Source organism: Streptomyces sp. NPDC020747 (assembly GCF_044334695.1).
Taxonomy (GTDB): domain Bacteria; phylum Actinomycetota; class Actinomycetes; order Streptomycetales; family Streptomycetaceae; genus Streptomyces.
The window spans coordinates 126,195-150,145 of record NZ_JBIRTJ010000004.1; the positions used below are offsets into that span (position 1 = coordinate 126,195).

Annotated in this window: 20 protein-coding genes; all 20 read left to right on the forward strand. The window is 70.5% G+C overall.

The window, feature by feature from the left end:
* The first annotated feature begins 400 nt into the window (after positions 1-400).
* Positions 401-2,902 (forward strand): Pls/PosA family non-ribosomal peptide synthetase, encoded by a 2,502-nt coding sequence (locus tag ACH4YP_RS13355; protein ID WP_398490630.1) that lies wholly within the window; start codon positions 401-403, stop codon positions 2,900-2,902.
* Positions 2,903-3,002: 100 nt separating this feature from the next.
* Positions 3,003-5,360: an amino acid adenylation domain-containing protein gene (locus tag ACH4YP_RS13360; RefSeq protein WP_398490631.1), complete on the forward strand. Its 2,358-nt coding sequence runs from the start codon at positions 3,003-3,005 to the stop codon at positions 5,358-5,360.
* Positions 5,361-5,494: 134 nt separating this feature from the next.
* Positions 5,495-6,499, forward strand: coding sequence for a TauD/TfdA family dioxygenase (locus tag ACH4YP_RS13365; RefSeq protein ID WP_398490823.1), 1,005 nt, complete (start codon positions 5,495-5,497; stop codon positions 6,497-6,499).
* 47 nt (positions 6,500-6,546) lie between these two features.
* Complete coding sequence (sbnB, locus tag ACH4YP_RS13370; protein ID WP_398490824.1) at positions 6,547-7,566, forward strand: 2,3-diaminopropionate biosynthesis protein SbnB; 1,020 nt, start codon at positions 6,547-6,549, stop codon at positions 7,564-7,566.
* Positions 7,567-7,627: 61 nt separating this feature from the next.
* Positions 7,628-8,617, forward strand: a complete 990-nt coding sequence (gene sbnA, locus ACH4YP_RS13375; RefSeq protein WP_398490632.1) for a 2,3-diaminopropionate biosynthesis protein SbnA — start codon at positions 7,628-7,630, stop codon at positions 8,615-8,617.
* Between the two features lie 84 nt (positions 8,618-8,701).
* Positions 8,702-10,336, forward strand: a complete 1,635-nt coding sequence (locus tag ACH4YP_RS13380; protein ID WP_398490633.1) for an acyl-CoA dehydrogenase family protein — start codon at positions 8,702-8,704, stop codon at positions 10,334-10,336.
* 337 nt (positions 10,337-10,673) lie between these two features.
* On the forward strand, positions 10,674-11,945 hold the full coding sequence (locus ACH4YP_RS13385; protein WP_398490825.1) for a GAF domain-containing protein: 1,272 nt from the start codon (positions 10,674-10,676) through the stop codon (positions 11,943-11,945).
* Between the two features lie 166 nt (positions 11,946-12,111).
* Complete coding sequence (locus ACH4YP_RS13390) at positions 12,112-13,515, forward strand: hypothetical protein (protein ID WP_398490634.1); 1,404 nt, start codon at positions 12,112-12,114, stop codon at positions 13,513-13,515.
* Between the two features lie 84 nt (positions 13,516-13,599).
* Positions 13,600-14,169 carry a GNAT family N-acetyltransferase gene (locus ACH4YP_RS13395; protein WP_361068928.1) on the forward strand — a complete coding sequence of 190 codons (570 nt, stop codon included), beginning with the start codon at positions 13,600-13,602 and terminating at the stop codon, positions 14,167-14,169.
* Positions 14,170-14,320: 151 nt separating this feature from the next.
* Positions 14,321-14,404 (forward strand): putative leader peptide, encoded by an 84-nt coding sequence (locus ACH4YP_RS13400; protein ID WP_313904670.1) that lies wholly within the window; start codon positions 14,321-14,323, stop codon positions 14,402-14,404.
* A 146-nt stretch (positions 14,405-14,550) separates the two neighbouring features.
* On the forward strand, positions 14,551-16,248 hold the full coding sequence (locus ACH4YP_RS13405) for a nitrite/sulfite reductase (protein WP_361068925.1): 1,698 nt from the start codon (positions 14,551-14,553) through the stop codon (positions 16,246-16,248).
* Complete coding sequence (locus ACH4YP_RS13410; RefSeq protein ID WP_361068922.1) at positions 16,245-16,433, forward strand: hypothetical protein; 189 nt, start codon at positions 16,245-16,247, stop codon at positions 16,431-16,433. Before ACH4YP_RS13405 ends, ACH4YP_RS13410 begins: the two co-directional genes overlap by 4 nt.
* Positions 16,430-17,191, forward strand: a complete 762-nt coding sequence (locus ACH4YP_RS13415) for a phosphoadenylyl-sulfate reductase (RefSeq protein ID WP_361068919.1) — start codon at positions 16,430-16,432, stop codon at positions 17,189-17,191. Before ACH4YP_RS13410 ends, ACH4YP_RS13415 begins: the two co-directional genes overlap by 4 nt.
* Before the next feature lie 2 nt (positions 17,192-17,193).
* Positions 17,194-17,769, forward strand: coding sequence for an adenylyl-sulfate kinase (gene cysC / locus ACH4YP_RS13420; protein ID WP_373466650.1), 576 nt, complete (start codon positions 17,194-17,196; stop codon positions 17,767-17,769).
* Entirely contained in the window at positions 17,766-18,707 is a 942-nt protein-coding gene (cysD, locus tag ACH4YP_RS13425; RefSeq protein WP_361068916.1) for a sulfate adenylyltransferase subunit CysD, read from the forward strand. The genes cysC and cysD overlap by 4 nt, the downstream gene beginning before the upstream one ends.
* 2 nt (positions 18,708-18,709) lie before the next feature.
* On the forward strand, positions 18,710-20,065 hold the full coding sequence (locus tag ACH4YP_RS13430) for a sulfate adenylyltransferase subunit 1 (RefSeq protein WP_398490635.1): 1,356 nt from the start codon (positions 18,710-18,712) through the stop codon (positions 20,063-20,065).
* A gap of 230 nt (positions 20,066-20,295) precedes the next feature.
* Entirely contained in the window at positions 20,296-21,408 is a 1,113-nt protein-coding gene (locus ACH4YP_RS13435) for an aliphatic sulfonate ABC transporter substrate-binding protein (protein ID WP_398490636.1), read from the forward strand.
* Positions 21,409-21,457: 49 nt separating this feature from the next.
* Entirely contained in the window at positions 21,458-22,246 is a 789-nt protein-coding gene (locus ACH4YP_RS13440) for an ABC transporter ATP-binding protein (protein ID WP_398490637.1), read from the forward strand.
* Positions 22,233-23,123: an ABC transporter permease gene (locus tag ACH4YP_RS13445; RefSeq protein ID WP_398490638.1), complete on the forward strand. Its 891-nt coding sequence runs from the start codon at positions 22,233-22,235 to the stop codon at positions 23,121-23,123. The genes ACH4YP_RS13440 and ACH4YP_RS13445 overlap by 14 nt, the downstream gene beginning before the upstream one ends.
* 6 nt (positions 23,124-23,129) lie before the next feature.
* Positions 23,130-23,867 (forward strand): sirohydrochlorin chelatase, encoded by a 738-nt coding sequence (locus ACH4YP_RS13450; RefSeq protein ID WP_398490639.1) that lies wholly within the window; start codon positions 23,130-23,132, stop codon positions 23,865-23,867.
* The last annotated feature ends 84 nt before the right edge of the window (positions 23,868-23,951 follow it).

A 23,951-nucleotide genomic window follows, 5' to 3' on the forward strand; every position in this document is an offset into this window, starting at 1 on the left:
GGGGGACTAAGAAAGGCCTGGACCAGGGCCCGACACAGCCGCGTTACCCGTGATCCGCGTGGGAACCACGCGGATCATGCCGTGCTGCTCTGCACCTTTTCACGCGGCCACTCCAGACACTCGGTGAACTCGGCAAACTCGGCAAACAATCTCCTCCCGTCTGCCATCTCATTTCCATTGAGCACAATTCTTCCTTCCGGCCCGAGCCTTTCTTCCGGAACAACTCTTTCTTCCGGCCCACCGGAATCACATCGGAATCACCCTGGTTCACCCACGCCTCAGGCATAGCCAATTCTGCTGCCCGATGAAACTGCCGGCGGGATTCCTTCGTATTCCCATCCGGAGTACCAATCACTCCGAACGGTCAACAAGTAGCAGTAATCATCAGCAAGGAGATCAAGTGGTGGTAAATCCAGGTGAGGTCACGACCGCCGCTCCGGCCGGCTCCCTGACCACGACCACCCACGCCCCGGCGAACGGCACCGAACACGTCCTCGCGGAGGTGCTCGCCGGTGTCGTACGCGTCGAGCGGGTTCCCGTCGACAGCCACTTCTTCGACGACCTCGGTGCCAACTCCCTGGTGATGGCCCACTTCTGCGCCCGGGTCAGGAAGCACCCCGACCTGCCGGCCGTCTCGATGCGGGACGTCTACGGCCACCCGACGATCCGGGGCCTCGCGGCGGCGCTCGCCGAGGTCCCGGACGAGCCGCCGGCGCCCGCGCCCGAACCGGCCGAGCCTCCCCCGCCGGGCAGCACCGCACGGTACGTCCTGTGCGGAGCACTCCAGTTCCTGGTCTTCGCGGCGTACTGCCTGCTCTCCGGGCTCGTCACCGCCCAGGGGTACGACTGGGTCTCGGCCGGGGACGGCGTGGTGGACGTCTATCTGCGGTCGGCCCTCTTCGGCGGGGCCGTCTTCGTCGGGGTGTGCGCGCTGCCGGTGGTGGCCAAGTGGGTGCTGGTCGGCCGCTGGAAGGAGACCGAGTTCCCCGTCTGGAGCCTGGCCTATCTGCGCTTCTGGACCGTCAAGGCACTGCTGCACGCCAACCCGATGGTCCTGTTCGCCGGCAACCCGCTCTACGTGCTCTATCTGCGGGCGCTCGGCGCGCGGATCGGCAAGGGCGTCACGATCCTGTCCCACTCGGTCCCGGTCTGCACCGACCTGTTCACCGTCGGCTCGGGCACGGTCATCCGCAAGGACTCCTACTTCCTCTGCTACCAGGCGCACGCCGGCCGGATACGCACCGGCCCGGTCACCCTGGGCCGGGACGTCTTCGTCGGCGAGAAGACCGTCCTCGACATCGGCAGCTCCATGGGGGACGGCTCCCAGCTCGGCCACTCGTCCGCGCTGTACGGCGGCGCGGCGGTGCCGGACGGGCAGCGCTGGCACGGCTCCCCCGCCCAGCGCACGGACGTCGACCACGTACGGGTCGCGCCCGCGGACTGCGGCACCGCGCGGCGGGTGGGCTACGGCCTGGCCACCGTGCTGCAGACGCTGTTCCTCTACGTGCCGCTCCTCGTCGGGGGCACGTACATGCTGCTCACGGTGGCACCGGCGCTGGACGTGCTGCTCGACCGGGACACGCGGCACGTCACGTCGGCGCGGTTCTACGCCGAGGCGCTCGGGCTGTCGCTCGCGCTCTTCGTGGGCTTCGTCCTGATCGGCCTCGCCGTCGTGACCGTGGTGCCGCGGCTGCTGAACCTGTTCCTCGAACCGGACCGGGTCTATCCGCTCTACGGCTTCCACTACTCGGTGCAGCGGGCCGTCGCACGCCTGACCAACGTCAAGTTCTTCAAGTGGCTGTGCGGCGACAGCTCGTACATCGTCCACTACCTGCGAGCCCTCGGGTACGACCTCTCGCACGTCGAGCAGACCGGCTCCAACTTCGGTACGGAGGTGGGGCACGAGACGCCGTACCTGGCCACCGTCGGCAGCGGCACGATGGTCGCCGACGGGCTGTCGATCATGAACGCCGAGTTCTCCGGCACCTCGTTCCGCGTCTCGCGGACGTCGATCGGGGCGCACAACTTCCTCGGCAACCACATCGCCTACCCCGCCGGGGGCCGCACGGGCGAGAACTGCCTGCTCGCCACGAAGGTGATGGTCCCGCTCGACGGCGAGATACGTGAAGGGGTCGGCCTGCTGGGCTCGCCGCCCTTCGAGATCCCGAGGACCGTGGAGCGCGACACCCGCTTCGACCACCTCCGTGAGGGCGACGAGCTGCACCGCCGCCTGGCCGCGAAGAACCGGCACAACCTGCGCACGATGGGCCTGTTCCTGTTCGTCCGGTGGTTCGACTGGTTCGTGCTCACGGTCCTCGGCTTCGCCGCCTTCGACCTGTACGGGGAGCTCGGCGCCGCCGGCGGTCTGCTGATCGGCGCGTCCATGATCGTCGGCCTCGCGTTCACCACCGGCTACTACGTGCTGGTGGAGCGGCTGATCTGCAGGTTCCGTCCGCTGGAGCCCCGGCTGCACTCCATCTACGACCCGCTCTTCTGGCGCCACGAGCGGCTGTGGAAGATCCCCGACACGCACATCGGCATCTACAACGGCACCCCGTTCAAGAACCTGCTCTGGCGGCTGCTCGGGGTCCGTGTCGGCCGCCGGGTCTTCGACGACGGGGCCTACATCACCGAGCGGACACTCACCGCCATCGGGAGCGACAGCACGCTCGGCGCGCACAGCAAGGTGCAGTCGCACTCGCAGGAGGACGGCACCTTCAAGTCCGACCACATCGAGATCGGCGACGGCGTGACGCTCGGCGTCGGCGCGCTCGTGCACTACGGGGCGTCGGTCGGCGACGGCGCCGTACTCGCCGCCGACTCCTTCCTGATGAAGGGCGAGGAAGTACCGGCGGGCGCGCACTGGGGCGGGAACCCGGCGGTCGCACAACGGCGGGCCTGACGGCTCCGCGGCACAGACCAGCTCCGCGGCCCGGACAAGCTCTGCGGCACGGACAGGCTCTGCGGCACGAACAAGAAAGACAACAGGGGGAAGCAAGACCATGGAAACGATCCCGAAGTGGACGCTCGACCCGGTGCCCGGCACCGCGGAGTACGAAGTCCCGCTGCCCGAGGGCCTGTTGCGGGAACCCCGCGCCCTCCTCGCCGCACACGCGCGGGTCCTCGCCGCGCTGTCCGGCGAGCGCGAGGTGACGGTCGGATACGTGGCGGCGAAGGGCGAGCGGCCGAGGCCGTGCCCGCTGACCGTCGGCACCGGCACCGGCTCCTGGCATGACCTGCTGGACCACATACGTGAGGCCGAGGCGGGCCTGGCCGCGCAGGGGGCAGGAGCCGAACCGACCGTATTCGAGACCGTGTTGGATCCGCACGGCGGCCGGGGCCCCGAGGACACCGTGCTGCACGTGGCGTTCGAGGACCACACCCTGCGCCTGCGCTACCGCACCGATGTCCTCGACGCGGACGCCGCCGCCCGGATCGCCGGCTACCACCTCACCGCGCTCACCCACCTCACCGCGGACCCGGACGCCGAGCCCGGTCGGCAGAGTCTGCTGTCCGACGACGAACTCCGCTTCCAGCTCGACGGGTTGGCGGGGCCGCACCGCGAGCTGCCGGACCGCCGGGTCCACGAGCTGTTCGAGGAAAGGGTGTCGGCCCACCCCGACGCCGTCGCGGCCGTGCGGGGCGACCAGGAGTGGACGTACCGGGAGCTCAACTCCCGTGCCAACCAGCTCGGTCGGGCCCTGTTGACCTGCGGGCTGCGCCCCGAGGACGTCGTCGCCGTGGTCATGGAACGCGACCTGGACTGGATGGCCGCCGTCCTCGCCGTCCTCAAGGCGGGCGGCGTGTATCTGCCCATCGAGCCGCACTTCCCCGCCGAACGCATCGCGGCGACGCTCGACCGCGCCGGCTGCGAACTCGTCCTGACGGAGAGCGGCAGCACCACCAGCCTGGACGGGGCGGCCACCGACGCCCGCGTCCTGCACGTCGACACGGCCTACGCGGAGAACCACCCCGACAGCGATCTCGGCATCTCCGTCGCCGCGGACCAACTCGCCTACATCTACTTCACGTCCGGCTCCACCGGCGAGCCCAAGGGCGCGATGTGCGAGCACGCCGGCTTCCTGAACCACGCCCACGCCAAGCTCGACGACCTGGGCGTCGGCGAGGGCCAGGTGGTCGCCCAGACCGCACCCCAGTGCTTCGACATCTCGCTGTGGCAGCTGGTCTGCGCACTCCTGGTCGGCGGCCGGACCCTGCTGGTCGAACAGGAGGTGATCCTGGACGTCCCGCGGTTCGTGGACACGATCACCGGCGGCCGGGTCAATGTCCTCCAGGTCGTTCCGTCGTATCTCGAAGCCGTGCTGGCCGAGTTGGAGCAGCGCCCGCGCGAACTGCCGGACCTGCACTGCGTGTCGGTCACCGGGGAGGCGGTGAAGAAGGAACTCGTCGAGCGCTGGTTCGCGGCCGAGCCCGGCATCCGGCTGGTCAACGCGTACGGGCTGACGGAGACCTCGGACGACACCAACCACGAGGTCATGTCCCGGGTGCCGGACCAGGACCGGGTCCCGCTCGGGCGGCCGGTCGCCAACGTGCGGGTGTACGTCGTCGACGAGGACCTGTCCCCCGTACCCCTCGGGGCACCCGGCGAGATCGTCTTCTCCGGTGTCTGTGTCGGCCGCGGGTACGTCAACGACCCCGAGCGGACCAGGGCGGCGTTCACCACCGACCCATACCGCCCCGGTGAGCGGCTCTACCGCAGCGGTGACCACGGCCGCTGGCTGCCCGACGGCAGGCTGGAGTTCCTCGGCCGCCGGGACAGCCAGGTCAAGATCCGCGGCTTCCGTATCGAGATCGGCGAGATCGAGAACGCGCTGCTGCGGGTGCCCGGGGTCCGGGACGGCGCCGTGGTGGTCGTGGGCGGCACGCGGCTGGTGGCCTTCTGCGCCGGGCCCGACCCGCTCGGCTCCGGATCCGACCGGCTCGGCTCGGCGGCCGTGCGGGAGCGGCTGGCCCTGTCGCTGCCCGCGTACATGGTCCCCTCGGCCGTCCACTGGCGGGAGAGCCTGCCGCTGACCGCCAACGGCAAGACCGACCGCAAGACGCTGACCGCGCTCGCCGGTGAACTCGACTCCGCCGGCAACGGTTCGCCCGCCGAGGACGGCCCGCACGCGCCCGGCACCGCGAGCGAGCGCCGGGTGGCGGCGGCCTGGGCCCAGGTGCTCGGCATCCCCGGCGACCGGATCGGCCGCCGGGACCACTTCTTCGACCGCGGCGGCACCTCGCTCGCGGCGGTGAAGCTCGCGATCGCCCTGGACCGGGCGATCACCCTGAAGGACGTCACGCGGCATCCCGTCCTCGCGGACCTGGCGGGGCTCCTGGACACCCCCGCCCCCTCCTGAACCACGGCCGACCACGCCGACCACACGGAAGAGACGGAACCAAGGCACCGACGACACCCATGACCGGAACACCGCACACCGGCACGAACGAACACCGCAAGGCCGAACACCGCAAGGCCGAAAGGAAGCACCTGATGTCGTCTTCATCTCCGACGTTGCTACCGGGCGTCGACCTGCGCCCCGGCAGCCCTCCGATCCTGCGCGCCGACGCCGCGGGCGACACGGCGGGCTGGGCCGCCGAACACCGCGACGCGCTGCGGGCCGTCGTCGCCGAGCACGGCAGCCTGCTGGTCCGCGGCCTGGGGCTGCGCGACCCGGACACGACCGCGGCCGTCTTCCGCCGGCTGGCCACCGCCCTGATGCCCGACCGGGAGTCCTTCGCGCCCCGGCGCTCGTACGAGGACGGTGTGTACTCCTCGTCCAAGTGGCCGCCGAACCAGCAGATGTGCATGCACCACGAGCTGAGCTACGCACTGGAGTTCCCCTCCCTGATGCTGTACGCCTGCCTCGACGCGCCCGACCAGGGCGGGGCCACCGCGGTCGCCGACGCGCCGGCCGTGCTCGACGCGCTGCCCGCCTCCCTCACCGCACGGTTCGAGCGGGAGGGCTGGCTGCTCACCCGGACGTACAACGACGAGATCGGGGCGAGCCTCGCCGAGGCCTTCGGCACCGAGGACCGCGCGGCCGTCGAGCACTACTGCCGGGCGCACGCCATCGAGTTCGCCTGGCAGAGCGACGGTTCCCTGCGCACCCGGCAGCGCCGCAGCGCCGTGGTCAGCCACCCGGTCACCGGGCGGCGCTGCTGGTTCAACCAGATCGCGTTCCTCAACGAGTGGACCATGGACCCCGAGGTGCGCGAGTACCTGGTGGACGTCTACGGCTCCGACGGGCTCCCCTTCAACACCCGTTACGGCAACGGCGATCCGATCGGCGAGGACGCCGTACTGATCATCAACGAGGTGTACGGGGCCCACACCGCACGCGAGCCGTGGCACTCCGGTGACCTGCTGCTCGTCGACAACATCCGCACCGCGCACAGCAGGGAACCCTTCGAGGGGCCCCGTGAAGTGCTCGCCGCCCTGGGCGATCCGGTCCGGCTGACCGACTGCGCACCGACCATCGAAGTGAGGGCCGCATGACCACCACGGACGAGAACGGCACGACCACCACGGAACCGGGGGCGCTGATGCCTCCCCCGTTCTCCGTCATCTCCGGCACCCAGGTCCACGAGGCCCTGCACGGGCGGGAGTCCGAGATCGTCGACCTGGTCGAGTCGGTGTACCGGCTGCACGGCGAGGGCGACTCGGTGAACCCTCCCTCGTACTTCCTGCGCTTCGCGGACCGTCCGTCGTCCCGGATCATCGCGCTGCCCGCCTCGATCGGCGGGTCGGTGGGGGTGGACGGCCTGAAATGGGTCTCCAGTTTCCCGGGGAACACGGCGAGCGGTCTGCCGCGTGCCTCGGCCGTGCTGATCCTCAACGACCATGACACGGGCTATCCGTTCGCGTGTCTGGAGAGCTCGATCATCAGCGCCACCCGGACGGCGGCCTCGGCGGCTCTCGCGGCCGACCGGCTCAGCCGCGACCGCGTCCGGCCCACCCGGGTCGGGTTCGTCGGGACGGGGCTGATCGCCCGCTACATCCACACCCATCTGGCCGCCACCGGCTGGTCGTTCGAGGAGACCGGGGTGTTCGACCTGTCCGCGGACAGCGCGGCCGGCTTCAGCAGCTATCTGGAGCGGTCGGGCACCAAGGGCCGGATCGCCGTGCACGAGAGTGCCGAGTCGCTGGTCCGCTCCAGTGACCTGCTGGTCTTCGCCACCGTCGCGGCCAAGCCGCACATCCACGACCCGGCGTGGTTCTCCCACGCCCCGCTCGTGCTGCATGTGTCGCTGCGCGACCTGGCGCCGGAGATCCTGCTCGACTCGGCCAACTTCGTGGACGACGTCGAGCACTGCCTCAAGGCGGACACGTCACCGCATCTGGCCGAACAGCTCACCGGCGGACGCGACTTCCTCGACGGCACGCTGGACGACGTGCTCTGCGGGCGGGTGACCGTACCGGCCGACCGGACGGTGGTGTTCTCGCCCTTCGGCCTCGGGGTCCTCGACCTCGCGGTCGGCAAGTTCGTCCACGACGAGGTGGCCCGAAGGGGCGAGCCGCACGTCGTCGACGGCTTCTTCCACGAACTGCGCCGGTACGGCTGACCGGCGGGCACCGCGCCACGCGAGAAGCGGGCGCGGTGCCGCATGAAAGAGGGGGGACATCATGCCCGTCATATCCGAGCCCACACAGTTCAACGAGGACGAGCTCTACGTCGACCTCAGGGCGGCACTGGGGCTGCCGCTCTTCCTGAAGTGCGAGGGGTTCAACTTCGCGGGGTCGGTCAAACTGAAGGCCGCGACCGAGATGGTCAACGCCGCCGAGCGCGAGGGCGTACTGCGGCCGGGATCCGTCATGGTCGAGTCGTCGTCCGGGAACCTCGGCGTGGCGCTGAGCATGATCGCGGCGAGCCGTGGCTACGGGTTCCTGTGCGTGACCGACTCGCGCTGCAATCCGGCGACCCGGCGGATGATGGAGGCGCTGGGGAGCGTCGTCCATGTCATCGACGAGCCCGATCTGCACGGCGGCTTCCTGGGCGCGCGGATCGCGTACGTGAGCGCGGTGTGCGCCTCGGACGACCGGTACGTCTGGCTCAACCAGTACGCCAACGAGGGCAACTGGCGCGCGCACTACCGCACCACGGCACCGGCCATCGCCCGCCGTTTCCCGCACCTGGACGTACTGTTCGTGGGGGCCGGCACCACCGGCACCCTGATGGGCTGCGCGCGCTGGTTCTGGCAGCAGCGGCGCCGGGTGCGGATCGTGGCCGTGGACACCGTCGGCTCGGTGACGTTCGGGGGGCCGCCCGCTCCCCGGATGATCCCCGGCCTGGGCATGGCCGTCCGTCCGCCGCTGCTCGACGAGTCCTACGTGGACGACGTGGTGCACGTCCCGGAGCCGGACACCCTGCGTGCCTGCCGTCGGCTGGCCGCCCGGGGTTTCCTGTTCGGTGGCTCCACCGGCACGGTGGTCAGCGGCGCGACCGACTGGCTGGCCCGCCACGGGCGGCGCAACCTCACCGCGGTGGCGATCGCCCCGGACCTCGGCGAGCGCTACCTCGACACGGTCCACAGCCCGGGCTGGGGGGTGAACGTCCACGGCGAGGACACGCTCGGCGGCTCCGGCGAACTGGCCGCCCTGTCGCATCCCGCCTGACCGGTACGGCGGGGCGAAGGGGGCGCGGTCCGGTGCGGCGGGAGTTCGGTGACGACCGCCGTACCGAGGGGTAGGTTCCCAGGCATGGCAGCCAGCACCCACACCGTGACCAACCAGGCTCCGCCGCTGGTCTCGTACGACGTCTTCAACGCCGACCGTGCCCTCGTCGAGGCGGTCGACCGGCACCTCGACCCACAGCTGCTCGACGAGGCGCACGCCGAGCTGTCGGCCCTCGGGCTGACCTCCGGATCGGCGCAGGTCCAGACGTGGGGAGCGCTGGCCAACGAGAACCCGCCGAAGCTGCGCACCCACGACCGCTACGGCAACCGGATCGACGAGGTCGAGTTCCATCCGTCCTGGCACCGGCTGCTCGGCAAGGGTGTCTCGGCGGGCCTGACGGCGGCCTGGTCACGGCCCGGCGGGCATCTGCGGCGCGCGGCCGCCTTCGTGGTCTGGACACAGGTCGAGGCGGGGAACGGCTGCCCGCTGTCGATGACGCACGCGGCGGTGCCCGCGCTGCGCACCGACCCGGCGCTCGCCGCCGAGTGGGAGCCCCGGCTGACGTCCATGGTCTACGACCAGGACCCGCGGCCCGCCGCGCAGAAGGCCGGTGTGCTCTTCGGGATGGGCATGACGGAGAAGCAGGGCGGCAGCGACGTACGCGCGAACACGACGACCGCGCGGGCGCTGGCCGAGGACGGGACGTACGAGCTGACGGGCCACAAGTGGTTCTGCTCGGCGCCGATGTCGGACGGCTTCCTGGTACTGGCGCAGGCCCCCGGCGGGTTGACCTGTTTCCTGGTGCCGCGGGTCCTCGCTGACGGCACCCGGAACGTGTTCCGCGTCCAACGGCTCAAGGACAAGCTGGGCAACCGGTCGAACGCGTCGGCCGAGGTCGAGTTCGACGGCACGTGGGCGCGCAGGGTCGGCGACGAGGGGCGCGGAGTGCGCACCATCATCGGAATGGTCGCCGCGACCCGGCTGGACTGTGTGCTCGGTTCGGCGGGGCTGATGCGGCAGGCCGTCTCCCAGGCCGTCCATCACTCCACGTACCGCGAGGCGTTCGGCGGCAGGCTGATCGACAAGCCGCTGATGCGGAACGTCCTGGCGGACCTGGCCCTGGAGTCGGAGGCCGCGACGACGCTCGGGCTGCGCCTGGCCGCCGCGTACGACGACGGGGGCGAGCAGGAGCGGGCGTTCCTGCGGATCGCGGTACCGGCCGCGAAGTACTGGGTGACGAAGCGGTGCACGCCGGTCGCGGTGGAGGCCCTGGAGTGCCTGGGCGGCAATGGTTACGTGGAGGAGTCGGGCATGCCGCGGCTGCTGCGCGAGTCGCCGCTCAACTCCGTCTGGGAGGGCGCGGGCAACGTCCAGGCGCTGGATGTCCTGCGCGCCCTGCAGCGCGAACCGGCGGCCCTCAACGCCTACTTGCAGGAGGTCGGCAAGGCCCGTGGCGCCGACCACCGGCTGGACGGCGCGATCAAGAACCTGCTCACCGAACTCGCCGACCTGGACGGCGTCGAGGGACGCGCCCGGCGTCTCGTCGAGCGGATCGCGGTGGTGCTCCAGGGCTCGCTGCTGGTCCGGTTCGCGCCGCCGGAGGTCGCCGACGCGTTCTGCGCCTCACGCCTCGGCGGGGACTGGGGTGCGTCGTTCGGGACGCTGCCGCACACGCTGGACCTCGGCTCGGTGGTGGAACGGGCGCGGCCCGTTTCCTGAGTCGTCGTCAACTGGCGTACGGGGCACGGGGGTGGTGCTGCGCCGACACGGCACCACCCCCGTTCCATGGCCCCGTTGAGCGGAGCACGCACGCCGCGCGAGGCGGCGTTGCGCCAATTTTTGGACACACGGGGGAAGTTCACCAGGGTTGCAGGGGGTTGCAACCTCTTCGCACCCTGCGTGAAATCTTCGCTTCGTGTCCGGAGTGTCGCCCTCCGCGACGGACAGACGGCACTATGAGACGTGCAGTCAGTACGGGCTTCGGGCCCCATGGTCACAGCGGCCGGGCCGATTGCCCGTTCAGGCTCTCCGGGAGGACCCAGTGGTGTACTCGCCGATGGACGTGACGCGGCTCGCCGCGGTGGACGCAGCGCAGGCGGCTCGGGTGCTCGACGAGGTGCGCAGCGCGACACTCGCCGGAGAGCCCGCCCGGCTCGGTCCGCGGCCGGTCATCGGGGAGTCATGGGGGCGGATGCTGCGCAGCGGTGTCGACCCCGACCACGACTTCCGGGCCGGAGTGCTCGGTCCCGACGAGGTCGAGCGGCGGCGGCGCGACTCCCCGCTGCGGCACGTCCTGCCCGTACTGCGGCAGGGGCTGCTGTCGGTCGCGGACGTCTCCCACCACATCATGGTCGTGGCGGACGCGCAGAGCCGGGTGCTGTGGCGCGAGGGCAGCCGGGCGGTGCTGCGCAAGGCCGACGGGGTCGGCTTCGAGCTCGGCGCGGACTGGCGCGAGGAGGTCGTCGGCACGAACGGTGTGGGCACGCCCGCCGTCGTCCGCCGCCCCGTCCAGGTCTTCGGCGCCGAGCACTTCGTGCGCACACACGCCTCCTGGACCTGCACGGGCGCGCCGATCACCGACCCCCGCGACGGCCGACTGATCGGGGTCGTCGACATCAGCGGGCCCTGGGAGACCATGCACCCGGCGACGCTCGCCTGGGTCGACTCGGTGGCCAAGCTCGCCGAGGCGCGGCTGCGGGAACTGCATCTGACCACGCTGGACCGGCTGCGCGCGGTGGCGGCGCCGGTCCTCGCCCGGGTCACCGGCCGCGCGCTCGCCGTCGACAAGGACGGCTGGACCGCCGCGATCACCGGTATGCCGTACGTGGACAGGCTCGCGCTGCCCCGGACGATCGGCACGGACCGGATCTGGCTGCCCACGCTCGGCCTGTGCTCGGTGGAACCGCTGCCCGGCGGCTGGCTGGTGCGCGTCTCGGACGAGGAGCCCGCGCCCCGCGACGCCTCCCGGATCGTCCTCGACCTGTCGCAGCCGCGCCGCTGGTCGGTGACCGTGACGGGCGTCACCGGCACCTGGACCCACGAACTGAGCCCGCGGCACGCCGAGTTGCTCTGCCTCCTGGCCCTGCACCGCACCGGCCTGAGCGCCACGGAACTGGCCGACGGCCTGTTCGGCGACCCGGCCCGCACGGTGACCGTACGAGCGGAGATGTCGCGCGTACGCCGATATCTGGGGGCGGTCCTGGACCACCGGCCGTATCGTTTCTGCGAAGCTGCGGAGGTCCAGACAGTCCTGCCGCCGGACCCCCTGGGCCTGCTGCCGCACTCAACGGCACCGGGGGTACTGAGGGCAAGGCGGACCGCCCTTTAGGGGCAATGCCGGTGCGTTGTCGGGTCCGGACCCGACCTATTCCGGGGTATTCGACCTGACTCGCCACACCCTGACGTACCATCCTTCCCACGGCCCCCCACATCTGTCCCCTCCGGCGCTCAACCGCCGGATCGCAGGAGGCAGTTGGCCGACGACGGGAGGACCTATGACAACTCGAGGCAGACACCGCCGCCGAAAGAAGGGGCGTGTCCTGCGGGCCACGCTGTCCGGGACCGCCCTCGCCCTCACCGCCGCCGCCACCATCATCAGCACCTCGCAGGCCGCGGGGAGCGACAACCCGGGCCCGCTGACGTCGATCACCTCGTCCTCCGAGGTCAACAAGCTCCAGTTGCACGAGAACCTGGCCAGCGGCACGACGCTCGACACGCTCCAGAGCGGAATGGGCGGGAACGTCGGGGTCGACGCCGTCCTCAACAGCGCCAACCACCCGATGCGGAACAAGACCGACTGCGACGCCACCGAGTCGGCCGCCCTGCCCGTCGAGCCGACCGCCACCCGCGCGTACTGCTGGGACAGCGGGGACGCGACGACACAGAAGTGGCTGCCGCAGTCCGTCACCACCTCCGGGGACTCCGACAACGACGGCAAGTGGGGGAACGACCGGGTCATCCTCGCGGGCTGGACGCACAACGACCGCAAGGCGGGCGAACCGGCCGACGACAAGGGCCTCGCCCGGGTCGCCTTCATCGACGCGAACGACCCGAAGAACCTCAAGTACCGCTGGGTCCTGCTGGTCGCCCCGCTCTCCGGCGGCAAGGACTTCGGAGCCGTCCGCTCCCACGTCGGCGGCATGGTCTGGTACCAGGACAAGCTGATCGTCACCGCGAAGAACGGCGCAGACGGCGACAACGCGCTGTTCGTCTTCGACATGAACCGCATCCTCCAGGCCGACGTCAACAGCACCGAGATCGGCAAGGTGGGCGGCGGCTGGTCGGCACGCGGCTACCAGTACGTGATGCCGGCCATCGGCTCGTACGACCTCACCGGCGGGGCCTGTTCCGCGAGCAACAACAACGCGGTCCCCTGCTTCGGCTCGATCTCCCTGGACCGTACGTCGACACCGGACAGCCTGGTCGCGAACGAGTGGTTCAGCTCGGGCGGCGGCGAACCGGCCCGCGTCTGGCGCTACCACTACAGCACCGCGAGCGACCGCACGGGCCTGCTCGGCAGCAGCGCCAGCGGCAACGTGAACGCCGACGAGGCGTACGAGACCGAGGCCGTCGGGCTGCGGGGCGTCCTCTCCCACAGACCGAGCGGCGCGAGCGAGGCCGACTGGTACACGGGGTACGCGCCGGGCACCCGCGACCGCCACGGCACGCTCTGGCGGCAGAACGAGGGCACCGCCAAGGCCGCGAAGTGCGGGGGCGGCGGGTCGTACGCCTGCTGGGGCCGGCACACCGAGTCCCTGTCGTACTGGCAGGAGACCGGCGAGCTGTGGACCCTCACCGAGTCGGCGGCGAACAAGGACCACGAATGGAAGCCGCCCGCCGTCCCGGAGCGCGTCCTGTACGCGGTCCCGCTGTCGGAGGTCGACGGCTCGGTGGAGTGAGGCCACGCCGGCCGTCAACGTGAGCACCCGTGGAGGCGGGTCCCGCTTTGGAGCGGGGCCCGCCTTCGTGGTTCGCTGGCCCGCATGAGCATCGCTGTGACCACTTGGTCCCTGGAGCAGGTCTCCCCGGCCGACCAGCTGCCCGCCGCCGCCCCCGACGGCGACGTCCGGATCGTCCGCGCCGAGGTGCCCTCCCCCGAGTTCAGCCGCTATCTGTACGCCGCGGTCGGCGGCGACATCCGCTGGACGGACCGGCTCGGCTGGACGTACGCCCGGTGGCAGGAGGACCTGGACCGGCCGGGCGCGGAGACCTGGGTCGCGTACGACCGCGGGACGCCCGCCGGGTACGTACAGCTGGACCCGCAGGACGACGGCGTCGTGGAGATCGTCTACTTCGGGCTGATCCCCGCCTTCCGGGGGCGGCGCATCGGCGGGCACCTCCTCTCCCACGGCGTGGCACGGGCCTGGGACCTGGCCGACCGCTGGCCGGGGCGGGCCCAGACCAAGCGCGTCTGGTTGCATACATGCAGCAAGGACGGCGAGCACGCGATGGACAACTACTTGCGCCGTGGCTTCAAGCTCTTCGACACGAAGGTCGAGGAGGAGCCGGACGTGACGGCCACCGGGCCCTGGCCCGGGGCGCACAGCGACTGACCTGGCACGACGCGGCCGGAACCGGGCTGTGTGACCGGCCATCCGACCAGCCGTGTGACCGACGACACCCTTGTCTTGCATAGCGAGACAAGGGTGTCCGCATCGTGGACGAAGCTGGACTGTGTCCAGATCGCCGTGACACGCTTCCGTCATGTCTGGAACTGGAATTGCCTTGGTGAGTCGGCGGCACGTCGACCTCGGCCGCATGTCCAGCGCCATCTGTCCGGCCTGCTGACACAAGGCACCGGGGGCCTCTGACCCCGAGCCCAGCACTGCCGACATCCCCTTTGTCTCGCCTGCGCAAAGACGCGCACGTATGCCCCTATGCGCGCGTACGCGCAGGTCGAAGCCGCATCCGCCTGTCCCGAAGGACGTAGAACCATGGCCGCCACCCCACAGGATCCCGCTGCCGCAACGCCCCGCCGCAAGGTGAGCCGTCACCGCGGCGAGGGTCAGTGGGCCGTTGGTCACTACACCCCGCTCAACGGCAACGAACAGTTCAAGAAGGACGACGACGGTCTCAACGTGCGGACACGCATTGAGACGATCTACTCCAAGCGGGGCTTCGACTCGATCGACCCCAACGACCTGCGCGGACGCATGCGCTGGTGGGGCCTCTACACCCAGCGCAAGCCCGGGATCGACGGCGGCAAGACCGCGATCCTGGAGCCGGAGGAGCTGGACGACAAGTACTTCATGCTGCGGGTGCGGATCGACGGCGGACGCCTCACCACCCAGCAGCTGCGGGTCATCGGCGAGATCTCGCAGGAGTTCGCGCGGGGCACCGCGGACCTCACCGACCGGCAGAACGTCCAGTACCACTGGATCCGCATCGAGGACGTCCCGGAGATCTGGGAGCGCCTGGAGGCCGTCGGGCTGTCCACGACCGAGGCCTGCGGTGACACGCCCCGGGTGATCCTCGGCTCGCCCGTCGCCGGGATCGCCGAGGACGAGATCATCGACGGCACCCCGGCCATCGAGGAGATCCACAGCCGGGTCGTCGGCAACAAGGACTTCTCGAACCTGCCCCGCAAGTTCAAGACCGCGATCTCCGGCTCGCCGCTGCTCGACGTGGCGCACGAGATCAACGACGTCGCGTTCGTCGGTGTGAACCACCCGGAGCACGGCCCCGGCTTCGACCTCTGGGTCGGCGGCGGCCTCTCCACCAACCCGAAGATCGGCCAGCGCCTCGGCGCCTGGGTGCCGCTCGACGAGGTCGCGGACGTCCACATCGGCGTCCTGTCGATCTTCCGCGACTACGGCTACCGGCGCCTGCGTACGCGCGCCCGGCTGAAGTTCCTGGTCGCCGACTGGGGTGTCGAGAAGTTCCGCCAGGTCCTTGAGGACGAGTACCTGCAGCGCAAGCTCGTCGACGGCCCGGCCCCCGACCAGCCGGTGGCCCGCTGGCGCGACCACGTCGGTGTGCACCGTCAGCAGGACGGCCGCTACTACGTGGGCTTCGCCCCGCGCGTGGGCCGCGTGGACGGCGCGACCCTCACCAAGATCGCCGAACTGGCCGAGGCGCACGGCTCGGGCCGGCTGCGCACCACCGTCGAGCAGAAGATGATCGTGCTCGACGTGGAGCAGGACCGGATCGACTCGCTGGTCGAGGGCCTGGAGTCGCTCGACCTGACCGCCAAGCCGTCGCCCTTCCGGCGCGGCACGATGGCCTGCACCGGCATCGAGTACTGCAAGCTCGCCATCGTCGAGACCAAGGCCCGCGGCGCCTCGCTGATCGACGAACTGGAGCGCCGCATCCCCGAGTTCGACGAGCCCATCACCATCAACATCAACGGCTGCCCGAACGCCTGCGCCCGTATCCAGGTCGCGGACATCGGTCTCAAGGGCCAGTTGATGCTGAACGACCAGGGCGAGCAGGTCGAGGGCTACCAGGTGCACCTCGGCGGCGCACTCGGCCTGGAGGCCGGCTTCGGCCGCAAGGTCCGCGGCCTGAAGGTCACTTCGGACGACCTGCCGGACTACGTCGAGCGGGTGCTGAAGCGTTTCGAGGAGCAGCGCGAGGACGGCGAGCGCTTCGCCGCGTGGGCCACCCGGGCCAGCGAGGAGTCGCTGTCATGAGCGAGCGCGCGGCGCCCTTCTACTGCCCCTACTGCGGTGACGAGGACCTTCGGCCCAGCGAAGCCATCGAAGGCAGCCACGGCGCGTGGGAATGCGCGGCATGCAGTCGAGCCTTCCAACTGAAGTTCCTCGGGCTGCTGTCCCGGGGAGTTCAGCGCAACGACGGTGGAGGGGACGAGATATGACGACCGTTCAGACCGATACCGATACTGACACCAATGCCGATACCGAGAATCAGACCGACCTTGAGGGCGGCCGGGACGCCGAGTTCAAGGCTCTCGCCGAGCAGGCCGGCCGTGACCTGGAGGACGCCTCCGCCCTGGAGATCCTCCAGTGGGCGGTGGACACCTTCGGCAAGCGGTTCTGCGTGACCTCCTCGATGGAGGACGCGGTGGTCGCCCACCTCGCCTCCCGCGCGAGGCCCGGCGTGGACGTCGTCTTCCTCGACACCGGCTACCACTTCGAGGAGACCATCGGCACCCGGGACGCGGTCGAGGCCGTGATGGACGTCAACGTCATCACACTCACCCCGCGCCGGACCGTGGCCGAGCAGGACGCCGAGTACGGGCCGAAGCTGCACGACCGCGACCCCGACCTGTGCTGCGCGCTGCGGAAGGTCAAGCCCCTCGAAGAGGGGCTCACCGAGTACAGCGCCTGGGCGACGGGCCTGCGCCGCGACGAGTCCCCGACCCGGGCGAACACCCCGGTGGTCGGCTGGGACGAGAAGCGCCGCAAGGTCAAGATCTCGCCGATCGCCCGCTGGACGCAGGACGACGTCGACGCGTACGTCACCGAGCACGGCGTACTCACCAACCCCCTGCTGACGGACGGCTACGCCTCCGTCGGCTGCGCCCCCTGCACCCGCCGGGTGCTGGAGGGCGAGGACGCGCGCGCCGGCCGCTGGGCGGGCAACGCGAAGACCGAGTGCGGGCTGCACGGCTGACCATGACCGCGACGACTGCGACTTCGATGAACCAGGAGATTCAAGTGACCGGAGCCACCATCTGGCTCACGGGTCTGCCGAGCGCCGGCAAGACCACCATCGCGTACGAACTGGCCGGACGGCTGCGCGAGGAGGGCCACCGCGTCGAGGTGCTCGACGGCGACGAGATCCGTACGTTCCTGACGGCGGGCCTCGGCTTCAGCCGCGAGGACCGGCACACGAACGTACAGCGCATCGGCTTCCTCGCCGACCTGCTGGCCCGCAACGGCGTCAAGACGCTGGTGCCGGTCATCGCTCCGTACGCGGACAGCCGCGAGGCGGTGCGCAAGCGCCACCAGGCGAGCGGGGCCGCGTACATCGAGGTGCATGTCGCCACTCCGGTCGAGGTGTGCAGCGAGCGGGACGTCAAGGGCCTGTACGCCAAGCAGGCGGCGGGCGAGATCTCGGGGCTGACCGGGGTCGACGACCCGTACGAGGAGCCCGAGTCGCCCGATCTGCGCATCGAGTCGCACACCCAGTCCGTGCAGGAGTCCGCGGCGGCGCTTCACGCGCTGCTCGCCGAAAGGGGTCTCGCATGACGACGACCGTCGCCGACGTCTCCGAGGAGGGGACCGACAGCCCGTACGCCCTGAGCCATCTGGACGCTCTGGAGTCCGAGGCGGTGCACATCTTCCGCGAGGTGGCGGGTGAGTTCGAGCGGCCGGTGGTCCTGTTCTCCGGCGGCAAGGACTCCATCGTCATGCTGCACCTGGCGCTGAAGGCGTTCGCGCCGGCCGCGGTGCCGTTCTCGCTGCTGCATGTGGACACCGGTCACAACTTCCCGGAGGTCCTGGAGTACCGCGACCGCACGGTGAAGAAGCACGGGCTTCGGCTGCACGTGGCCTCCGTGCAGGACTACATCGACCGCGGCGCCCTCAAGGAGCGCCCGGACGGGACGCGTAACCCGCTGCAGACGGTGCCGCTGACGGAGAAGATCCAGGCCGAGCGGTTCGACGCGGTGTTCGGCGGCGGACGCCGGGACGAGGAGAAGGCGCGGGCCAAGGAGCGGGTGTTCTCGCTGCGCGACGAGTTCTCCCAGTGGGACCCGCGCCGCCAGCGCCCCGAGCTGTGGAACCTCTACAACGGACGGCACGCCGCCGGCGAGCACGTCCGCGTCTTCCCGCTCTCCAACTGGACCGAGCTGGACGTCTGGCAGTACATCGCCCGCGAGGGCATCGAGCTCCCGGAGATCTACTTCGCGCACGAGCGGGAGGTCTTCCAGCGGGCCGGCATGTGGCTGACCGCCGGCGAGTGGGGCGGCCCGAAGGACAGCGAGAGCGTCGAGACCCGTCTCGTCCGCTACCGGACCGTCGGTGACATGTCCTGCACGGGTGCCGTCGACTCGGACGCCACCACGCTGGACGCCGTGATCACCGAGATCGCCGCCTCCCGGCTCACCGAGCGGGGCGCCACCCGCGCCGACGACAAGATGTCCGAGGCCGCGATGGAAGACCGCAAGCGCGAGGGGTACTTCTAACCATGACGAGCACCACCGAACCCACCGTGCCGCTGTCGGTCGAGCAGCTGTCCGCGACGACCCTGCTGCGGTTCGCCACCGCGGGGTCCGTCGACGACGGCAAGTCCACCCTCGTCGGACGGCTGCTGCACGACTCCAAGTCGGTCCTCACCGACCAGCTGGAGGCCGTCGAGCACGCCTCGCGCAACCGCGGTCAGGACACGCCCGACCTCGCGCTGCTCACCGACGGTCTGCGGGCCGAGCGCGAGCAGGGCATCACGATCGACGTGGCGTACCGTTACTTCGCCACGGCCCGGCGCCGGTTCATCCTCGCCGACACGCCCGGACACGTGCAGTACACCCGCAACATGGTGACGGGTGCCTCCACGGCCGAGCTGACGGTGGTCCTGGTCGACGCCCGCAACGGCGTCGTCGAGCAGACCCGCCGCCACGCGGCGATCGCCGCACTGCTGCGCGTCCCGCACGTCGTGCTGGCCGTCAACAAGATGGACCTCGTCGAGTACAAGGAGTCCGTCTTCGCGGCGATCGCCAAGGAGTTCACGGCGTACGCCTCCGAGCTGGGCGTCCCCGAGATCACCGCGATCCCGATCTCCGCGCTCGCCGGTGACAACGTGGTGGACCCGTCCGCGAACATGGACTGGTACGGCGGCCCGACCTTCCTTGAGCACCTGGAGACGGTCCCGGTCAGCCACGACCTCACGACCTGCCACGCGCGGCTGCCCGTGCAGTACGTGATCCGTCCGCAGACCGCCGAGCACCCGGACTACCGGGGGTACGCGGGCCAGATCGCGGCCGGCGCCTTCCGTGTCGGCGAGTCGGTCACCGTACTGCCCTCCGGCCGTACGTCGCGGATCTCCGCGATCGACCTGCTCGGCGAGCCGGTCGACGTGGCCTGGACGACGCAGTCGGTGACCGTCCTCCTGGAGGACGACGTCGACATCTCGCGCGGCGACCTGCTCGTGCCGACCAAGGACGCGCCCGCGACGACGCAGGACATCGAGGCGACCGTCTGCCACGTCGCCGACGCGCCGCTGACCATCGGCCACCGCGTGCTGCTCAAGCACGGCACCCGCACGGTCAAGGCGCTCGTCAAGGACATCCCGTCCCGGCTGACGCTCGACGACCTGTCGCTGCACCCGCACCCGGGCCACCTGGACGCCAACGACATCGGCCGCGTCAAGATCCGTACGGCCGAGCCGCTGCCCGTCGACTCGTACGCCGACTCCCGGCGCACCGGTTCGTTCATCCTGATCGACCCGTCCGACGGCACCACGCTCACCGCGGGCATGGTCGGCGAGTCCTTCGCCTCCCCGGAGCCGGTCAAGGCCGAGGCGGACGACGACGGTTGGGACTTCTGACATGGCTTCCCACGACTTCTACTCCACGTTCGCGAAGGAGGGCGGCCGCGTCGGCAGCGGCGCCCTGGGCTGCGGGCAGGGCGGGGTGGCGCGATGTGCGGATTGACGTACGCGCACTGCCTGCGCGCCCCGTCCCCCCGCCCGCCGTCGCGGATACGACGAAGACCTGCCGACCTCCCGGCCACGACCTGAGAGACGTGACCGCCGGGCCGACGAGAGGAACCCCTCCCGTGCCTGCCACCCGAAGGAAGCTGCGCCGCGGCCTCGCCGCCGTAGCCGCTCTGCCCCTCCTTGCGCTCGCCGCCACCGCCTGTGGCTACGGTTCCGAGGCCAAGGACGGTGACACGTCGAAGGTGGCGGCCGTGGGCAAGAAGGTCGACGGCCTCGACTCCGTGCGGATCGGCTACTTCCCGAACCTGACGCATGCCACGGCGCTCGTGGGCGATCAGGAGGGGCTGCTGCAGAAGGAACTCGGTGGCACGAAGGTCTCGTACTCGCAGTTCAACGCGGGTCCTGCGGAGATCGAGTCGTTGAACTCGGGTTCGATCGACATCGGCTGGATCGGTCCCTCGCCCGCGATCAACGGCTACAGCACCACCGACGGCAAGGGCCTGCGGATCATCGGCGGCTCCGCGTCCGGCGGTGTGAAGCTCGTCGTCAACCCGGACAAGGTCACGTCCCTCAAGGACGTCAAGGGCAAGAAGATCGCCACCCCGCAGCTGGGCAACACCCAGGACGTGGCGTTCCTCAACTGGATCGCCGAGCAGGGCTGGAAGGTCGACGCGCAGAGCGGCAAGGGCGATGTGTCGGTGGTCCGCACCGACAACAAGATCACCCCTGATGCCTACAAGTCCGGCTCGATCGACGGGGCGTGGGTGCCCGAGCCGACCGCCTCCAAGCTGGTCGCCGAGGGCGGCAAGGTCCTCCTGGACGAGGCCGACCTGTGGCCCGACAAGAAGTTCGTCATCACCAACATCATCGTCTCCCAGAAGTTCCTCGCCGAGCACCCCGACGTGGTCCAGGCGGTGCTGCGCGGCTCGGTGAAGACCAACACCTGGATCAACGCCAACCCCGACAAGGCGAAGGCCGCCGCCAACGCCAAGCTGAAGGAGCTGTCCGGCAAGCCGCTGCCCGCCGATGTGCTGGACCCGGCGTGGAAGTCGATCCAGTTCACCGACGACCCGCTGGCCTCCACCCTCAACGCCGAGGCCGCGCACGCGGTCAAGGCCGGCCTGCTCAAGAAGCCGAAGCTGGACGGCATCTACGACCTCAAGCCGTTGAACAAGGTCCTCACCGCCGAGGGCAAGAGCACGGTCGACGACGCCGGACTCGGCGTCAAGTAAGCACCGGACCAGCCCCCTTTCACCCATGAGTTCCCAGGAGGTGACGACCATGGCAACCGCCCTCGCCAAGGCCGCCGACACCGGCACGTCGGTGGAGTACGCCGCGCGGATCGAGCACGTCTCGAAGTCCTTCACCACCCCGGCCGGCCGCCAGCTCGTCCTGGACGACATCACCCTCGATGTCGCACCCGGCGAGTTCGTCACCCTCCTGGGAGCCTCCGGCTGCGGCAAATCCACCCTGCTCAACCTCGTCGCCGGACTCGACAAGCCGTCGGCGGGCACGATCGGCACCGACGGCCGCCCCGCCCTGATGTTCCAGGAACACGCCCTGTTCCCCTGGCTGACCGCCGGCAAGAACATCGAACTCGCCCTCAAACTGCGCGGCGTGCCCAAGGCCGAGCGCCGCGGCAAGGCGGAGGAGCTGCTGGCACTCGTCCGCCTGACCGGCGCGTACGGCAAGCGGGTGCACGAGCTGTCCGGCGGAATGCGCCAGCGGGTCGCACTGGCCCGCGCACTCGCCCAGGACAGCAAACTGCTGCTGATGGACGAGCCGTTCGCCGCCCTGGACGCCATCACCCGGGACGTGCTGCACGACGAACTGACCCGCATCTGGCGCGAGACCAGCGTCTCGGTGCTCTTCGTCACCCACAACGTCCGCGAGGCGGTACGCCTCGCCGAACGCGTGGTGCTGCTGTCCTCCCGTCCGGGCCGTGTCGCCCACGAGTGGACGGTCGACATCCCGCAGCCACGCCGTATCGAGGACTCCGCCGTCGCGGAACTGTCCGTCGAGATCACCGAACAACTGCGTGGGGAGATCCGCCGCCATGGCCAGCACTGAGACGAACGCCGTCAAGGACGGCAACGATCTCGCCGGACTCGAAGCGGGCCTGGACGCGCTGGAGACCGTCCAGAGCGGACGGACCCCGTTCCGCAGGACCTTCGTGGAGAAGATCTTCCCTCCGATCGTCGCCGTGGCGCTGGTTCTGGTGGTCTGGCAGGTCCTGGTCTGGGCGAAGGTCACCGACAGCTACAAACTGCCCGCACCGTCCGCGGTCTGGGACGAGGTCAGCGAGGCCTGGCTCCAGGGCACGCTCCTGGAGTACATCTGGACCAGCGTCTCGCGCGGCCTGCTCGGCTTCCTCCTGGCCCTGGCGATCGGCACGCCGCTGGGTCTGCTGGTCGCCCGCGTGAAGTTCGTCCGCGCGGCCATCGGCCCGATCCTGTCCGGACTCCAGTCACTGCCGTCCGTGGCCTGGGTACCTCCGGCCGTCCTGTGGCTCGGGCTCAACGACTCGATGATGTACGCGGTGATCCTGCTCGGCGCGGTCCCCTCGATCGCCAACGGGCTGGTCTCCGGCGTCGACCAGGTACCCCCGCTCTACCTGCGGGCGGGCCGTACCCTCGGCGCCACGGGGTTGCGCGGCACCTGGCACATCGTGATCCCCGCCGCACTGCCCGGCTACCTCGCCGGCCTCAAACAGGGCTGGGCCTTCTCCTGGCGCTCCCTGATGGCCGCCGAGATCATCGCCTCCTCACCCGACCTGGGCATCGGCCTCGGCCAGCTCCTGGAGAACGGCCGCACCGCCAACAGCATGTCCATGGTCTTCCTCGCCATCCTCCTCATCCTGATCGTCGGCATCGCCATCGACCTGCTCATCTTCAGTCCACTGGAGCGGTGGGTGCTGCGCAGCCGCGGTCTCCTCGTGAAGAGCTGAACTCCCATGCCCCGACCGGTACTTCTCGTCATCGCCCACGGCAGCCGCGACCCGCGCCATGCCGCGACCGTGCACGCCCTGGTGCGGCGCGTACGGGCCCTGCGCCCGGGCGTGCGTGTGGAGACCGGCTTCCTGGACTTCAACATCCCTTCGGTCTCGGGGGTGTTGGAGTCACTGGCGGCGGAGGGCGTACGCGACGTGGTGGCGCTCCCTCTCCTCCTGACCCGGGCCTTCCACGCCAAGTCGGACATCCCGGCGGTGCTGAGCGAGGCTCCGGCACGGCTGAGGATCCGGCAGGCCGAGGTGCTCGGTCCGTCGCCACTGTTGACCGCCGCGCTCGAACGGCGGTTGTACGAGGCGGGGTTGTCCCCCGCCGACAAGTCCTCGACCGGGGTCGTGCTGGCCTCGGCGGGGTCCACGGACCCGGAGGCGATCGCAGTGATCGCAGAAATCGCGCGGGAGTGGCGGCGGACCGGTTGGTGCGCCGTGCGGCCTGCGTTCGCCTCCGCGTCGTTGCCGCGTACGGGGGATGCGGTGCGGGAGTTGCGCGCCCTCGGGTGCGCGCGCGTGGCTGTCGCCCCCTACGTCCTGGCCCCCGGCTTCCTCCCGGACCGGATCGCCCGGGGTGCGGCCGAGGCGGACGTCCTGGCCGACGTTCTCGGCGCGTCCCCGGAGGTGGCCCGCGTCCTCCTGCAGCGCTACGACGCGGCCCGGGCCCCGGCCCTGACGGCGGTGGGCGCCTGACCCGACCGACGTCGGGTGCGGGTGGTGTGTGGCTGGGCGCGCGGTTCCTCGCGCCCCTGAGCTGAGGGCGAGCAGCCGAATCGG

Excerpts from the sequence above, each read along its gene's own strand:
- ACH4YP_RS13360 (WP_398490631.1), top strand. The coding sequence starts at position 3,003 with ATGGAAACGATCCCGAAGTGGACGCTCGACCCGGTGCCCGGCACCGCG.
- ACH4YP_RS13405 (WP_361068925.1), top strand. The coding sequence starts at position 14,551 with ATGGCCGCCACCCCACAGGATCCCGCTGCCGCAACGCCCCGCCGCAAG.
- ACH4YP_RS13410 (WP_361068922.1), top strand. The coding sequence starts at position 16,245 with ATGAGCGAGCGCGCGGCGCCCTTCTACTGCCCCTACTGCGGTGACGAG.
- cysD (WP_361068916.1), top strand. The coding sequence starts at position 17,766 with ATGACGACGACCGTCGCCGACGTCTCCGAGGAGGGGACCGACAGCCCG.
- ACH4YP_RS13380 (WP_398490633.1), top strand. The coding sequence starts at position 8,702 with ATGGCAGCCAGCACCCACACCGTGACCAACCAGGCTCCGCCGCTGGTC.
- ACH4YP_RS13430 (WP_398490635.1), top strand. The coding sequence starts at position 18,710 with ATGACGAGCACCACCGAACCCACCGTGCCGCTGTCGGTCGAGCAGCTG.
- sbnA (WP_398490632.1), top strand. The coding sequence starts at position 7,628 with ATGCCCGTCATATCCGAGCCCACACAGTTCAACGAGGACGAGCTCTAC.
- ACH4YP_RS13415 (WP_361068919.1), top strand. The coding sequence starts at position 16,430 with ATGACGACCGTTCAGACCGATACCGATACTGACACCAATGCCGATACC.
- ACH4YP_RS13395 (WP_361068928.1), top strand. The coding sequence starts at position 13,600 with ATGAGCATCGCTGTGACCACTTGGTCCCTGGAGCAGGTCTCCCCGGCC.
- cysC (WP_373466650.1), top strand. The coding sequence starts at position 17,194 with ATGACCGCGACGACTGCGACTTCGATGAACCAGGAGATTCAAGTGACC.
- ACH4YP_RS13400 (WP_313904670.1), top strand. The coding sequence starts at position 14,321 with ATGTCTGGAACTGGAATTGCCTTGGTGAGTCGGCGGCACGTCGACCTC.
- ACH4YP_RS13390 (WP_398490634.1), top strand. The coding sequence starts at position 12,112 with ATGACAACTCGAGGCAGACACCGCCGCCGAAAGAAGGGGCGTGTCCTG.
- ACH4YP_RS13365 (WP_398490823.1), top strand. The coding sequence starts at position 5,495 with ATGTCGTCTTCATCTCCGACGTTGCTACCGGGCGTCGACCTGCGCCCC.
- ACH4YP_RS13445 (WP_398490638.1), top strand. The coding sequence starts at position 22,233 with ATGGCCAGCACTGAGACGAACGCCGTCAAGGACGGCAACGATCTCGCC.
- sbnB (WP_398490824.1), top strand. The coding sequence starts at position 6,547 with ATGCCTCCCCCGTTCTCCGTCATCTCCGGCACCCAGGTCCACGAGGCC.
- ACH4YP_RS13385 (WP_398490825.1), top strand. The coding sequence starts at position 10,674 with ATGGACGTGACGCGGCTCGCCGCGGTGGACGCAGCGCAGGCGGCTCGG.
- ACH4YP_RS13440 (WP_398490637.1), top strand. The coding sequence starts at position 21,458 with ATGGCAACCGCCCTCGCCAAGGCCGCCGACACCGGCACGTCGGTGGAG.
- ACH4YP_RS13450 (WP_398490639.1), top strand. The coding sequence starts at position 23,130 with ATGCCCCGACCGGTACTTCTCGTCATCGCCCACGGCAGCCGCGACCCG.